The sequence below is a fragment of the Ensifer sp. ENS02 genome (assembly GCF_014851885.1).
Taxonomy (GTDB): domain Bacteria; phylum Pseudomonadota; class Alphaproteobacteria; order Rhizobiales; family Rhizobiaceae; genus Ensifer; species Ensifer adhaerens.
Window position 1 is genome coordinate 108,483 of record NZ_JACVAO010000011.1, and the last position, 14,478, is coordinate 122,960.

A 14,478-nucleotide genomic window follows, 5' to 3' on the forward strand; every position below is an offset into this window, starting at 1 on the left:
GACTCCGGCGTCGCAACTAAAAAGGAATGAGAATGTCGATCTTCGGGAAAATCGCGTCGGCGATGGTCGCAGCCTTGGTATTGGCGGCTTTGCCCGCCAGTGCGGCTGAAATTGTCGACGTCACCGGCCGTCGGGTCGAAATTGCGCTCCCGGCCAAGCGCGTCCTGTTGGGCGAGGCACGGCAGATCCACGTGGCCGCAGCGCTGAAAGGCGAGCATGTCTTCGACACGATCGTCGGTTGGCGCGATGATCTTTTGAAGAAGGATCCGGACTCCTACGCTGCCTATGTGGAGCGCTTCCCCGAAATTGAGAAACTGCCGCGGTTCGGCTATATCCCTTCAGGCGATTTCAGCCTCGAGGCAGCGATTGCGCTCAAGCCTGATGTTCTGACGCTCAATCTCGAAGCGCAGCAGGCGGTCGAAGAATCGGGCTTCATCGAAAAGGCCGCTGCCGCCGGCATTGCCGTCGTCTATCTCGATTTCCGCGTGGATCCTGCCGCCAATAGCGAAAAATCGGTCGAAATCCTCGGCCAGCTCTTCGGTGCCGAAGCGAAGGCCCGCGAATTCATCGACTATCGCAATGCTCAAATCGCGCTGGTGACGGACCGCCTCAAGAAGGCGGGGGAAATTGTGCGGCCGAAAGTCTTCATCGAGCGCTCTCCCGGCATCACCGGCGACGTTGTCTGCTGCCGCACCTTCGGTCCGGCCAACTTCGGCAAAATGGTGGAAGAGGCCGGCGGCCACAATATCGGTTCTGACGTCATCAAGGGGACCTTCGGCGACCTCAATCCTGAGCAGCTGATCGTCAGCGATCCGGATCATGTCATTATCACCGGCAGTAACTGGTCGGCGGAATCCGATCTCAACCAGTTCGTTAGCGTCGGACGCGGCGCCGATGCGGCGGCGGCAGAAGATCGCCTGCGCGGCCTTATGCAGCGCCCGGGCTTTCCCGGCCTGAAGGCGGTGAAGCAGGGCAATGTGCATGCCGTCTGGCACCAGTTCTACGGCGCCCCTTACGAGTTCATTCCGATCCAGCAGTTTGCCAAGTGGTTCCATCCGGAGCTCTTTGCCGACATAGACCCGGACCGGACTTTCCGCGAGTTCCATGAGAAGTTTCTGCCGGTGACCTACCGCGCGGGTTACTTCGCCTCGCTTCCAAAGAGTGGTGAATGATGGTTGCCATGACCGAACAAGTATCCGGCGTTGAAGGGCGAGGGCGCTACCGCTCTCTCGTTTTGCGCCGCTTGGTGTTGATCTTCTGCCTCATCGTCGCGCTCTTTGCGTCGGTTGCAGTCGACATGGCTCTCGGGCCTGCAAACTATCCACTCGCGGATGTGCTGACCGCGCTCTTTCGACCGGAAACTGTAAGCGACCAGCTCCGGGTGGTGATCTGGGACATTCGCATGCCGATCGCCCTGATGGCCGTGACGGTGGGTGCCTCATTGTCGGTCGCGGGCGCACAGATGCAGACGATCCTTGCCAATCCACTGGCAAGTCCATTCACGCTCGGCATTTCCGCCGCTGCCGGCTTCGGTGCGGCCCTCGGTCTCGTTGCCGGCGTGGCGGTTTTTCCCGTCGCCGTCCAATACATGGTGCCAATCAACGCCTTCCTTATGGCGATGTTGGCGGCGCTCTTCATCCATTTCGCCTCCACCATGCGCGGCGTCACGGTCGAAACAATCGTTCTGCTCGGCATTGCGCTCGTCTTCACCTTCAATGCCGCGCTATCGCTGCTCGAATATCTCGCCTCCGAACAGGCGCTGGCCGCCGTCGTCTTCTGGACGATGGGCAGTCTCACCAAGGCAACCTGGCCAAAGGTCTGGATCACCGGCGCCGTGCTGCTGTTCGCCTTGCCGCTGTTTGCACGGCACGCCTGGGCGCTGACCGCGCTTCGGCTGGGGGACGACAAGGCCGCGAGCTTCGGTATCAATGTCCGAAGGCTCCGGCTCGAAGCAATGATGACGGTCAGCCTGCTTGCGGCGATCCCGGTTTCTTTCGTTGGCACGATCGGCTTTGTTGGTCTCGTCGCTCCGCACATCGCACGCATGCTGGTCGGCGAGGATCAGCGCTTCTTCCTGCCAGCTTCTGTGCTGTGCGGCGCGCTCCTTCTTTCGGTCACTTCGGTCGTCAGCAAGATGATTATTCCGGGCGCCGTCCTGCCGATTGGAGTCATCACCGCGCTCGTTGGCGTGCCCTTCTTCTTCGTGCTGATTTTCACCAACAGGAGGCGCGCATGGTAAGCCTGTCGCTGGAAAAGGTCGGCGCGAATTATGGCCGGCGCACGGTGCTCTTAGATGTCAACACCGGTGTCTTGCGCGGCGGTGGCCTGACGGCGGTGATTGGTCCTAATGCGGCCGGCAAGTCGACGCTGTTCAAGCGCATAGCAAACCTGACCTCCGGTCCCGGCACTGTCCACCTGTCCGATACGGCCAAGGGATCCGAAGGCATCTGCTACATGCCGCAGGATACCGGCGCCAATGCCGTGCTGACCGTCTACGAGTCGGTGCTGTTGTCGGCCAAGCAAGGCTCAGGCTGGAAGGTGAAGGACGCCGAACTCGCCGAGATCGACCGAGTGCTGGGCGAACTCCGGATCGCCGATCTCGCCTTTCGTGGCCTTGGTGAGCTCTCAGGCGGCCAGCGCCAGCTCGTCTCCATCGCGCAAGCTCTCGTGCGTAAGCCCGAAGTGCTGTTGATGGACGAACCGACCTCGGCGCTCGATCTCTTTCGCCAGATCGAGGTCCTTGGCTTCATGAAGCGTTTGTCGGCGCAGTCGGGTATGGCGGTGTTGATCGCGCTGCACGACCTGAACCATGCGCTGCGCTATTGCAACGACACGATCGTCATCAGTGGCGGGTCGGTGCTGGCGAGCGGCCCCACCCACGACGTCATCACCGCGGATATGCTGCGCTCGGTTTATCGCGTCGAGGCGCGGGTGGAGGCCTGCTCCCTGGGGCGACCGGTCGTCATTGTCGACGAATCCCTTTGAGGGCGTGGACGCGCGGGTCGTTCACGTTCGAGCTCGTCACCCCTGCAAATCTGAGCAGCTACGAAAGCCGCAACTAGAACGTCCTCCCAAGGGGCCGCACGGCGCGGCACGCGGCGAGACCGCGTCGCCGTGCCGTGCCGAGGGCATTGAAATAAAAACTTCCGAAGGAGGGCTTGCAGCAGCGGCCCCGTAGCGTGTCGACGCCAGGCGCCGGATTGTCAGTCGCGGCTCGGCATGAGCGTTTCATGAAACGCGCGCAGGTTCGGGACCTCTCTCTGGTGAAACGTCGCTTCACATACGCAATCGGCGGCCTCCTGGAGCCGATGCAGCACCCTCTTCATGGGGGCGTCGCCGTCCCCTTTTTGTTGGCCATTGATGGCCGAGCGGCCCGTCGGCTGGAGTGCTTGGCCGATAAAAACGATTAGTGAAAACTAAAAAGCGACAAGAATGGACGGATTCGCGGCAAAGCGTACTGGACAGTACTCTCAAGGTTTGCTTGTTCTGCTGTCGCATTGTTGAGGGACAAGGCATTGCCTAGTCGGCAGGAGAGGACAGACAAGCATGGCGATTAAAATTGGCGCGCCGCGGGAGGTAACCGCAAGCGAGGCGCGCGTGGCGCTGACACCTGACAGCGCGGTGCAACTTGCGAAACTTGGCTATAGCAGCATCATTGAGACGGGCGCGGGCGTTGCGGCCGGTTTTTCCGATGATGCCTATCGGGCCGTGGGCGTCGAGGTGGCCCCGTCGGCAGAGGCGCTGTGGGCTTCGGCAGATGTGGTCGCCAAGGTACGGCCGCCCGAGGCGAGCGAGGTCGCTTATCTGTCTGCGGACAAGACGCTGATCTCGTTCTTCTATCCGGGCCAGAATGCCGAACTTCTGGAGCTCGCCAGGGAAAAGGGCGCCAACGTCATCGCCATGGACATGGTCCCGCGCATTTCGCGCGCCCAGAAGATGGATGCGCTGTCGTCGATGGCCAATATCGCCGGCTATCGCGCGGTGATCGAGGCCGGCAACAATTTCGGTCGCTTCTTCACCGGCCAGGTGACGGCCGCCGGCAAGGTGCCGCCGGCCAAGGTCCTGGTGATCGGTGCGGGCGTCGCCGGTCTTGCGGCGATCGGTGTCGCCACCTCGCTTGGTGCTCAGACCTATGCCTTTGACGTGCGGCCGGAAGTCGCCGAGCAGATCGAGAGCATGGGAGCCGAGTTCGTCTATCTCGATTTCGATGGCGGTCAGCAGGATGGCGCTGCCACCGGCGGTTATGCGGCTCCCTCTTCGCCGGAGTTCCGCGAGAAGCAGCTTGCCAAGTTCCGCGAGCTTGCGCCCCAGATCGATATCGTCATCACCACGGCGCTGATCCCGGGCCGTGATGCACCGAAACTCTGGCTTGCCGACATGGTCGCCGCGATGAAGCCGGGATCGGTAGTGGTCGATCTTGCGGCCGAGCGTGGCGGCAACTGCGACCTGACCGTCGCCGATCGGCGGGTCGTCTCCGACAACGGCGTCGTCGTCATCGGCTATACCGATTTCCCGAGCCGCATGGCCGCGCAGGCATCGACGCTCTACGCCACCAATATCCGCCATATGCTGACGGACCTGACGCCGGGCAAGGACGGCAAGCTCGTCCACAACATGGAGGACGACGTCATCCGTGGCGCGACCGTCACCTTCGAGGGTGCGATCACCTTTCCGCCGCCACCGCCGAAGATCGCCGCGATCGCGGCGCAGAAACCAAAGGAGAAGGTGAAGGAGCCGACGCCGGAGGAAAAGCGTGCGACCGAGGCCGCAGCCTTCAAGGCCCAGACGAAGAGCCAGCTGACGCTTCTCGCCGTCGGCACGGCGCTGCTGCTTTTGGTCGGCGCCTTTGCTCCGCCTGCCTTCATGAGCCACTTCGTCGTCTTCGTGCTCGCCTGCTTCGTCGGCTTCCAGGTCATCTGGAACGTCTCGCATTCGTTGCACACCCCGCTGATGGCCGTCACCAACGCGGTTTCCGGCATCGTCATTCTCGGGGCGCTGCTGCAGATCGGGTCTGGCAACTGGCTGGTGGTGCTGCTTGCGGCGCTGTCGGTGCTGATCGCCACGATCAACATCGTCGGCGGCTTCCTCGTCACGCGGCGCATGCTCGCCATGTTCCAGAAATCCTGATCGGGCAGGGGTAAACATTATGATGATCGGTATCGTATCGGCCGCCTATATTGCGGCAGCCGTCCTCTTCATCCTCTCGCTCGGCGGGCTTTCGGGCCAGGAAAGCGCCAAGCGCGCCGTCTGGTACGGCATGACGGGCATGGCGCTTGCCATTGTCGCCACGGTCTTCGGACCTGATGTCGGCAACTGGTTCATCATCGCGCTGATGATCGCGGGCGGCGCCCTGCTCGGCCACTTCGTCGCCTCCCGCGTCCAGATGACCGAGATGCCGCAACTCGTTGCAGCACTCCATTCCTTCGTCGGTCTTGCCGCAGTCTTCATCGGCTTCAACGCCCATATCGAAGCGGCTGATGTCGCCGGCCTCGATGCGGCGGCCCGCTCTGCATTGACCGGCTTTGCCGCGATCCTTGCCCACAAGGAACCGGTGGAACTGTCGATCATGAAGGTCGAGGTCTTCCTCGGCGTCTTCATCGGTGCTGTCACCTTCACCGGCTCCGTCATCGCCTTCGGCAAGCTTGCCGGCAAGGTCGACGGCAAGGCCAAGAAGCTCCCGGGCGGTCACCTGCTCAATGCCGGTGCTGCCCTTCTCTCGCTCGTGCTGCTGGTGCTCTACGTCAATGGTGCCGGCACCTGGACGCTGCTTGTCATGACGCTCGCCGCCTTCTTCATCGGCTATCACCTGATCATGGGCATCGGCGGCGCCGACATGCCGGTGGTGGTGTCGATGCTGAACAGCTATTCCGGCTGGGCGGCCGCTGCCATCGGCTTCACGCTCGGCAACGACCTGTTGATCGTCACTGGCGCGCTGGTCGGCTCCTCGGGCGCGATCCTCTCCTACATCATGTGCAAGGCGATGAACCGCTCGTTCCTGTCGGTCATCCTCGGCGGCTTCGGGGCAACCACGGGGCCGGCCATGGAAATCACCGGCGAGCAGATCGCCATTGATGCCGATGGCGTGGCCGCAGCCCTTAACGACGCCGACAGCGTCATCATCGTGCCGGGCTACGGCATGGCGGTGGCGCAGGCGCAGCAATCGGTCTCCGAGCTCACCCGCAAGCTGCGGGCGGCCGGCAAGAACGTGCGCTTTGCCATTCATCCGGTCGCCGGCCGTTTGCCGGGCCACATGAACGTGCTTTTGGCCGAAGCGAAGGTTCCCTACGACATCGTGCTCGAGATGGACGAGATCAACGAAGACTTCCACGAAACCGATGTCGTCATCGTCATCGGCTCGAACGACATCGTCAATCCGGCCGCCCAGGAGGATCCGAACTCACCGATCGCCGGCATGCCGGTGCTCGAAGTCTGGAAGGCCAAACAGGTGTTCGTCTCCAAGCGTGGCCAGGGAACCGGTTACTCCGGCATCGAGAACCCGCTGTTCTACAAGGACAACACCCGCATGTTCTACGGCGACGCCAAGAAGAGCATCGACCAGCTGCTGCCCGCGCTGGCGTGATGACGCCCTGAAAAGACAACTCATCGCTCCGCATATAGGGGCGGTGAGTTCAACTCCGTTGATGAGCGACCGATGCGTCCGATGGCGTCGCCCTAGGCGCCGAGTAGGTCGGGTTTGACGACCATCAGAGCTATTATCAGAGCAAAAAGCGAGATCGATGCCAGGCGGCCGCCCAAAGCGCGCTTGTTTCTAAGAAGCGTTCGGACTTCCATTTTGTCGATCGTGCCTTCAAGGGCTGGATGCACCTGTGCCTCCCATGGCCGCACGACCCTGCTTTCGACAATCATCAAGGCGGCGATCAGGGTGAATGACATCAGTAGCCAGGGTGTCGATAGCGGCCACCCACCCAAAACGATGAGGCCAATGCCTCCGGCAATCCCTATGCCGGTGAGCAGACCTGCAATCCTGTTTGCGGTCAGGGCCAACTTTGCAGCCCCGATTTGCCCTCGCCCGGCAGAAATGAAAAGGAGCTCCCTTGCTGCAAACAGCAGAAATGCCGTGCCCATGGCCGCGGCATGAATCATCACGACGTGTGCGTACATCTCTTGTTACCTTGGTATGGAGCTTCGAGAAGCGGTCGCTCGACCGCTCGTGCTGCATTTGATTTCGACACGAGGTTGGCTGTCGGACTGGCCGCGTGCAGCCCTAATTGTGAGCGATCACTCGCAAAAATCTACTCGCGTTCGAGAAGCTGTCTCTGCGAGCGCTCCCGGTTCATATTCCCCCGGTAGTTCGCGCAGTTGGACGCCGGCGTTCACGGAGCGACATCAAGTCGCCAAGACCCAGCTCGCATCTTGGATGTCTGCTACCTGAAGGACGTTACTTCAGGTAGCGCGTGATCAGCGTCGTCACTTCGTTGATGAAGGCGTCGACGTTCCCATCGTTTAGCTTCTCTGGACTGTCGACCACCGCGCCGTGCGTCAGCGCCTCCGTGCAGCTGACGCAAATGTAAGCGGCCAGATCCAGATCCATCGGCCGCAGTTCTGCCTTGTGCAATTCGAGATAAGCCCTGATCAACCCGTAGAACTCTCTGTCAAAACCGTCGATCGTACCGATCCGCCCTGCACGTGGCGTTTCCTCGACCAACACCCGATGAAGGTCCGGGTTCACACGATGAGCATCGATCATCGTCTTGACCAGTTCGCGCACGGCACTGTCGAGCGGCAGCGTCGCCACTTTGGCCAGCGTACCCCGCAAGACATCCACCATCTCGCTCTTGTGGCGTTCGATGACGGCAACGACGAGCGCTTCCTTGCCCGGAAAATACTGATAGAGAGAGCCGATGCTGACGCCGGCCTCTTCGGCAATCCGGTTTGTGTTGGCGCGTTCAAATCCTTCTTTGATCAATGCACGCGCAGTCGCTTCGACCAAGGCCTCGATCATCGCTCGCCAGCGTTGCTGCGAAGCGACCTTTCGTGGCGTCAGGAGAGCTTTCTTGTCCATTCGGCTTTGATCCGGTCGCGGCGGCCCACTTTCAGTTGGCGATCAATAGCGACTGACGCGGCGTTTCCATTGGCGAAAACCCGAAGCGCTTCTTGTAACAGGTGGCAAAGTATTGGCTCGATGAGAAGCCGCAATCAAAGGCGATGTTGGTGACCGATTGCGCGCCGCTTTCAAGAAGCAGCCGTGCGGCGTTGAGTCGGAGCGTCTGGAGGTAGCGGACAGGCGTCATGTTGGTCAGCACCTGGCAATGCTGCGAAAATTGCGTGCGGGAAAGATTGCACTCCGCCGCCATGTTCTCGAGCGTCCAGTCCTCGTCGAGCGCATGACGCAGCCGCTTCAGGAAGATCTCGACCGTGCGCTTCGAGCTTGCAAGAGCAAGATCGAGAACCGGTGCCTGGCTTTCCAGCATCTGGCGGAATTGCAGCAGCATCATCGAAATCAAGAGGCGCAGGTGCGCCTCTCCACCGTCGATATCGCCGCCTGCCACCACCTCGTGGATGTCGAGGAAGGTGCGGGTAACTTCGCGGGAGGCGTTGTAGGAAATCTGTTCGTTCTTCGACAGAAGTTCGCTCAGGCGCTTTCGGTCGCGCTCGGGCCAGCCGATCCAGTCGGGCCACAGCCAGGTTTCGTGTGGTCGGCGCACGCCCATATCCATGAGCACCCAGATTATGTGGCTGGCACCGACATTGGGATCGCCGAGCGCGTGCAACTGCCAGGGCCGCACGACGAACATCTGGCCTTCATTGATCGTCGTCCTGCGGCCATCCATGGTGATCGTCAATGAGCCGCGCGCCAGATAGGCGATCTTGACCCCCTCGTTGCAATGTTCGCGCAGGCCCCAGTCCTGCGGGGTCGTCGCATCCCATCCGCCGACGGAACAGACCTGCGGCAGCGCCGCGCCGAGGTCGATGCCGGGATAGCCGCGTCGCGTCCAGGCATTGAGCGACACCTGGCCCGCAAGCGAGGCCTTCATCAGGTCCTGGCAATTGCCGGCATAGAGCAGGGCGCCCGGCTCGCGGAAGACCGCGGGCCGATTGACCGCCCGTTCGTTGCTGCTCTTCGTCATCCCGCTCCCCCGCTGATGTATAAAATTTACCAGTCGTCTATTTCGAACGCAGGCAGCGATTTATTGCGCAATGCTTGGACATCATCAAGCGGCATTTTGGAGGCGCTGGTGATTTGCCATTGAAACTCAATGGCATGGGGGAAATTGGGAGGATTTTGCCGGTGCGGATAGGCTTCCACACGGACGCGTTCAACTCGGCCTACTGGTCGTTTGAAAAATGCCTGGAATGGGCAAGCGACAACGATTTGCACTTCATCGAGTGTGGTCTGATCGACGGCGTGAGCTGGATCCACGGACTGGGCTATCAACCGCATGTCGCGCTCTACGAGGACCCGGTCCTCTTGCGTCGCAAGATGGAGCGTTACGGCGTGCGCTTTTCCCAGGTCGATGCGGCCTATCCGCTGTCTGGCGAGGACGGACCGCTCAGAGGTGTGCCCTATGTGCTGAAGTCGATTGCCTGGGCCGCGCAGGCCGGCAGTCCCTGCGTCGACACGACCGACGGGCTCCACATGCCGCCCGGACTTACCGAAGAAGACTCGATGGCGCTGATGAAGCGCAGCTACGAAAAGATCGTCGAAGTCGCTGAAGCGCACGAGATCGTCGTCAACATCGAGCCTCATGGTCATTTCACGACGCGTCCGGAATTCATGGAGCGCATGCTCGCCTTCGCAGACAGCAAGTGGCTGCGCATGAACATGGACACCGGCAACACCTTCATCGCCGGCCAGGAACCGCCGCAGTTTCTGTCGCGGTTCATCGACAGGGTGTCTCATGTCCATCTTAAGGACGTGTCACCGTCGCTGGCAGCGGCTGCCCGTGGCGGACAGACCGGGATCGCGGTCAGCCATTGTGCGCTCGGCGATGGCGTCAATGCCGAGAATATCAAGACCTGTCTCGCCATGCTTCGCGACCACGGCTACGACGGCGTACTCAGCCTCGAATGCGAAGGCGCCGCCGGCCCGATGATCGAAACGTCACTGGCCTGGATCCGCGCGACGTGTCGCGATCTCGGCATTTCGCTGAAGTGAGCGCGTCATGAAGCTTGGTATCAATCTCCTTTGCCTGACCGATTTCGTCGAGGAGAGGCATCTCGACAATATCGGCCGGTTGCGCGATCTCGGCTATGATGGCGTCGAAGTGCCGGTTCTGTCGGGCAAGGTCAGTCACTACGAACGCCTGGGCCGCGAACTGGACGGGCTCGGCCTTGGCCGATCCACCACATCGATCGTGCCAACGCCTGAGGCAAACCCCGTCAGTTGCGATGCCGAAGTGCGGGCGCGCGGGCTTTCCCATCTCGACTGGGCGCTGGATTGCGCAATAGCGCTTGGTGCTGAAAGCATGGGCGGGCCGTTTCATGCCCCGATCGGCTTCTTTACCGGCAGGGGCGCCAGCGAAGACGAGTTGAAGTATGGGGCAGACGCGCACCATGCGCTGGCGGAGCGGGCGGCGGCCAACGGCATGCATTTGAGCCTCGAGCCGCTCAATCGCTTCGAGACTTATTTTCTCAACACGATGGAGCAGGCGCGTGCCTATGTGGATCGCGTGGCGCATCCTGCCTTCAAGATCATGTACGACACGTTCCATGCCAATGTGGAGGAGCGTCGGCCGGAGGCGGCGATCCGCCTGATTGGCCAGGATATCGGGGTCTTCCATGTCTCCGAGAACGATCGTGGCATTCCCGGGCGGGGGCATATCGAATTTGGCGCGATGTTCACGGTGTTGAAGGAGATCGGCTATGACGGTTGGCTGACGCTTGAGGCATTCGGCGCCGGGCTGCCGGCGATCGCGACGGCGACCCGCGTCTGGCGGCCGCTGTTTCCCGACTTCGATACGCTCTTTTCCGAGAGCGCGACATTCATCCGCAAGACATGGGCTGCTGCATGAACACGAAACACCCCGCTATCGAGATGCGCGGCATCGCCAAGAGTTTCCCCGGTGTCAAGGCGTTGAAAAACGTCAGCTTCTCCGCGCATTGCGGTGAGGTCCATGCGCTGGCGGGAGAAAACGGTGCCGGCAAGTCGACGCTGATGAAGATCCTCTCCGGCATCTATCGGCCGGACGCAGGCGCGGTTGTCGTAAACGGTGAGGAACGGCATTTCACGCATCCGCTTGCGGCGATCCGCGCGGGCATTGCCGTCATCTATCAGGAATTCTCCCTGCTGCCCGAGCGAACCGTCGCACAGAACATCTTCCTCGGCCGCGAGCCGACGCGCCGGGGTCTGATCGACCACAGGGCGATGAACGACGAAGCGCGGCGCGTGCTTGCGCTCTTCGGCTCGGCGCACCGGATCGAGCCGAGCACCGTTGTCGCTGACCTCGACGTCGCCAGCCAGCAACTGGTGGAGATCGCCAAGGCGGTGTCGCTGGAGGCAAAGGTGATCGTGATGGACGAGCCGACGGCAGCGCTGAACGAGGCCGAATGCGAGGTGCTCTACGGTCTCGTCGACACCTTGAAGAAAAGCGGTGTGGCGATCGTCTACATCACCCACCGCATGCCCGAAATCACGCGGCTGGCCGATCGTGTTACCGTGCTCAAGGATGGCGAGGTGGCGGTTCGCTTCGACCATGTGCCTGAGCCCGAGGCGATCGTACGAGCCATGGTGGGCCGCGACCTTGGCGATTTCTATGCGGAACCGGCAGCACCGCAGGAGATCGGCGGCGTCGTGCTCTCAGTCCGCAACGCCGGCAACGAACGGCTGAAAAATGTGTCCTTCGAACTGCGCGCAGGCGAGATCGTCGGTTTTTCGGGCTTGCAAGGGGCAGGGCGCGTCGCGCTCGCGCAGGCGATATTCGGCCTTTCTCCCTTCACCAAGGGTGAGATCACCCTTTCCGGCAAGCCGGCGCGGTTCACCAGTCCGCGCGAGGCGATCCGCGCCGGGGTCGGGTTGCTGCCGGGCGATCGCAAGGCCGAAGCGCTGGTGTTGATGCAATCGGTCGTCGACAACGGCATGCTTACGTCTCGCGCACTCTCCGGCCTTTCCGGCAATGCCAATGCGACGCCTTTCGTTTCGGCGGAAGCGATGGAAAAGCTGCTGCGCGAACTCGACGTGCGCGCCGGCAGCTTTGCCCAGGACATCAAGGCGCTGTCGGGCGGCAACCAGCAGAAAGCCATCGTTGCGCGCTGGCTGGCGCTGGCGCCTCGGCTGTTGATCTTCATCGAGCCGACACGCGGCATCGACGTCAATGCCAAGGCCGGGATCTACCACCTGATGCGCGATCTCGCGCGCAAGGGCACGGCCATCATGATGGTCTCGTCCGATCTCCCGGAGGTTCTCGGCGTATCCGACCGCATCCTTGTGATGCGGAACGGCGAACTCGTCGCGGCGTTTTCGCGCGGGGCCTCTGAAGCCGATGTGATGTTGGCGGCAACTGGCGAGGAGGCGGTGGCAGCATGAACAAGGCAACTCTCATCCGGCGTCCGGCCTGGCGCATGGAACACTACGCGCCGGCGCTTCTGCTCGGTCTGGCCGTCCTGATCTATGCGGCGATTGCGCTCAGCCTCGGCCTGACACGCTTCCTGACACCGGAGGCGACCGTCTCCATCCTTAACCGGTCCATCGCGCTCGGCATCACCGCCGTTGGACAGACCTTCACCATCCTCGTCGGCTCGATCGACCTGTCGGTGGCCCATCTCATCTCGGCCTCGGCCGTGGTGTCCTCTGCGATCATGAACGGCGACCCTGCGATGATGGTGCCGGCCGTTGCTGCGGTGCTTGTCATGGGGACGGTTGTCGGAACGCTCAACGGGCTCCTGATCACCCGCCTCGATGTCAACCCGCTTATCGCGACGCTCGGCATGGCGCTGATCATTCAGGGCTGTCTTGCCTCCTTTCATGGCCGGTTCGGCGGCTCGGTACCGGATGCGTTCCAGTATTTCGCCTATGGCGAGGTGCTCGGGCTGCCGGTCAGCCTGGTCGTTCTGGCGCTGCTGGTCCTTGGCGCATGGATCGTCCTGCGCTTCACGCGCTTTGGCTCCAACATCTACTCTGTTGGAGGCAACCGCGACACGGCGCGCGCGGCCGGCATCAACACGACGCGGGTCGTCATGGCGAGCCATATCATCTGCAGCCTTTGCGCGGCGCTCGCCGGCCTCTATTTGGCCAGCCGCCTGAAATCCGGTTCGCCCTGGATCGGCACGGAGGGCGCCTATGATCTGGAATCGATCGCCGTCGTCGTCATCGGCGGCACAATCCTCTCCGGCGGCAAGGGTGGGATCTGGGGCACTGTTGCCGGCGTGATCATTTTCTCGCTGATCGATTCCATCTTCAATCTCGCCGGCATTGACGCCTTCGCCAAGCAGGTAATGCGCGGCATCATCATCGTCGCCGCCGTCGCCTTTTACGCAGTCCGTTCAAAGAGGATAGTGGCATGATCCAGGAAACCGTCGGCTCCGCAAAGACGCGCGGCGTGGCAAGCATTGGGCGGCTGCCGAAGATCAATCCCGTCTTCTTCGTGCTGGCAGCCCTTCTCGTCGCCATCACGTTTTCGAACCCGAACTTCATCGAGCCCACGGGCTACATGAATTTCCTGAAGCGAGCCGCTCCTCTTGCAATCCTTGCGGCCGGCCAAATCTACGTCATCGTCTCCGGCGGCTTTGACCTTTCGGCTGGCTCGCTCATCACGCTGACGGTCGTCGGCTCGTCGATGCTGCTCGACAACAGTGCCGATGCGACCTGGTGGGTGATTGCGGTCATGTATGCGTTGGGGTTCGCCGTCGGCGTGGTGAACGGCCTGGTCGTTTCCTATCTGCGGGTGCCGTCATTGATCGCCACGCTCGGCATGATGATCACGCTCAATGGTGCTGCCTTCATGTGGTCGAGCGGATCACCGCGCGGCTACCTGCCGGAGACGTTCCGCTTCTTCGGGCGCGCCAGCCTTCAGGGCATTCCATTGATCCAGTTCCTGCCGGTGGCATTGCTGGTGCTGTTGGTCGTCGGCTTCATCTTGTTCTGGCTCATGCATCGCACCAATCTCGGGCGCATGCTGCATGCGCTCGGCGACAATCCGCGCGCGGCGCAGATGTCGGGTGTGCCGATCGAGAGGGTGCGCATCATCGCCTTTGTCGCCTCGTCGCTGAGCGCGGTGACGGCTGGCATCCTGCTCGGTGGATTTGCGGGCGTATCAACCGATGTCGGCGTCGGCTACGAGCTGCAGGCGATCACCGCCTGCGTGATCGGCGGAGCGCAGCTTCTCGGCGGCCGCGGCTCCGTGCCCGCCTCGATTGCAGGCGCGCTGACGCTGACCGCCATCTTCACGCTGCTCAACTTCATCGGACTGCCGAAGCCGACGCGCGATGTCGTCCAGGGCTTGATCCTGATCGCCGCAGTCGTGCTTGCAACCTACCGGCGCAACCGCGCCGGCGGGACCTGATTTCGAGGGTCAGAGCGGT

General features: G+C 61.9%; 13 protein-coding genes. 10 read left to right on the top strand and 3 right to left on the bottom strand.

Features of this window, described 5'->3' with window-relative positions; genetic code table 11:
• The first annotated feature begins 26 nt into the window (after positions 1-26).
• The 5 genes from IB262_RS23535 to IB262_RS23555 all read left to right on the top strand — a co-directional run bounded on the left by IB262_RS23535 (position 27) and on the right by IB262_RS23555 (position 6,580).
• Positions 27-1,172, top strand: a complete 1,146-nt coding sequence (locus IB262_RS23535) for an ABC transporter substrate-binding protein (protein ID WP_192493870.1) — start codon at positions 27-29, stop codon at positions 1,170-1,172.
• Entirely contained in the window at positions 1,172-2,239 is a 1,068-nt protein-coding gene (locus IB262_RS23540; RefSeq protein WP_226020927.1) for an iron ABC transporter permease, read from the top strand. Before IB262_RS23535 ends, IB262_RS23540 begins: the two co-directional genes overlap by 1 nt.
• A complete protein-coding gene (locus tag IB262_RS23545; protein WP_060518046.1) occupies positions 2,233-2,985 on the top strand; it encodes an ABC transporter ATP-binding protein in 753 nt (250 codons plus the stop codon). Before IB262_RS23540 ends, IB262_RS23545 begins: the two co-directional genes overlap by 7 nt.
• A gap of 567 nt (positions 2,986-3,552) precedes the next feature.
• The gene (locus tag IB262_RS23550; protein WP_192493918.1) at positions 3,553-5,127 is read left to right on the top strand and encodes a Re/Si-specific NAD(P)(+) transhydrogenase subunit alpha; all 1,575 of its coding nucleotides are present in this window, start codon (positions 3,553-3,555) and stop codon (positions 5,125-5,127) included.
• Between the two features lie 19 nt (positions 5,128-5,146).
• Positions 5,147-6,580 (top strand): NAD(P)(+) transhydrogenase (Re/Si-specific) subunit beta, encoded by a 1,434-nt coding sequence (locus tag IB262_RS23555; RefSeq protein WP_034796222.1) that lies wholly within the window; start codon positions 5,147-5,149, stop codon positions 6,578-6,580.
• A 92-nt stretch (positions 6,581-6,672) separates the two neighbouring features.
• Here the strand turns inward: IB262_RS23555 and IB262_RS23560 are convergent, their stop codons facing one another.
• The 3 genes from IB262_RS23560 to IB262_RS23570 all read right to left on the bottom strand — a co-directional run bounded on the left by IB262_RS23560 (position 6,673) and on the right by IB262_RS23570 (position 9,089).
• Positions 6,673-7,122: a DUF2269 family protein gene (locus tag IB262_RS23560; protein ID WP_110819266.1), complete on the bottom strand. Its 450-nt coding sequence runs from the start codon at positions 7,120-7,122 to the stop codon at positions 6,673-6,675.
• A 277-nt stretch (positions 7,123-7,399) separates the two neighbouring features.
• On the bottom strand, positions 7,400-8,023 hold the full coding sequence (locus IB262_RS23565) for a TetR/AcrR family transcriptional regulator (protein ID WP_089046196.1): 624 nt from the start codon (positions 8,021-8,023) through the stop codon (positions 7,400-7,402).
• Positions 8,024-8,054: 31 nt separating this feature from the next.
• On the bottom strand, positions 8,055-9,089 hold the full coding sequence (locus IB262_RS23570) for an AraC family transcriptional regulator (protein WP_113506063.1): 1,035 nt from the start codon (positions 9,087-9,089) through the stop codon (positions 8,055-8,057).
• A 161-nt stretch (positions 9,090-9,250) separates the two neighbouring features.
• Between IB262_RS23570 and IB262_RS23575 the strand changes: the two genes are divergently transcribed.
• From IB262_RS23575 to IB262_RS23595, 5 genes are read left to right on the top strand one after another with little or no spacing between them, the layout of a single operon-like run.
• Positions 9,251-10,117 (top strand): sugar phosphate isomerase/epimerase, encoded by an 867-nt coding sequence (locus tag IB262_RS23575; protein ID WP_060518038.1) that lies wholly within the window; start codon positions 9,251-9,253, stop codon positions 10,115-10,117.
• A gap of 7 nt (positions 10,118-10,124) precedes the next feature.
• On the top strand, positions 10,125-10,973 hold the full coding sequence (locus IB262_RS23580) for a sugar phosphate isomerase/epimerase family protein (RefSeq protein ID WP_060518036.1): 849 nt from the start codon (positions 10,125-10,127) through the stop codon (positions 10,971-10,973).
• Entirely contained in the window at positions 10,970-12,484 is a 1,515-nt protein-coding gene (locus IB262_RS23585) for a sugar ABC transporter ATP-binding protein (protein WP_192357736.1), read from the top strand. Before IB262_RS23580 ends, IB262_RS23585 begins: the two co-directional genes overlap by 4 nt.
• Entirely contained in the window at positions 12,481-13,461 is a 981-nt protein-coding gene (locus IB262_RS23590) for an ABC transporter permease (protein WP_090298716.1), read from the top strand. Before IB262_RS23585 ends, IB262_RS23590 begins: the two co-directional genes overlap by 4 nt.
• The gene (locus tag IB262_RS23595; RefSeq protein WP_192493871.1) at positions 13,458-14,459 is read left to right on the top strand and encodes an ABC transporter permease; all 1,002 of its coding nucleotides are present in this window, start codon (positions 13,458-13,460) and stop codon (positions 14,457-14,459) included. The genes IB262_RS23590 and IB262_RS23595 overlap by 4 nt, the downstream gene beginning before the upstream one ends.
• The last annotated feature ends 19 nt before the right edge of the window (positions 14,460-14,478 follow it).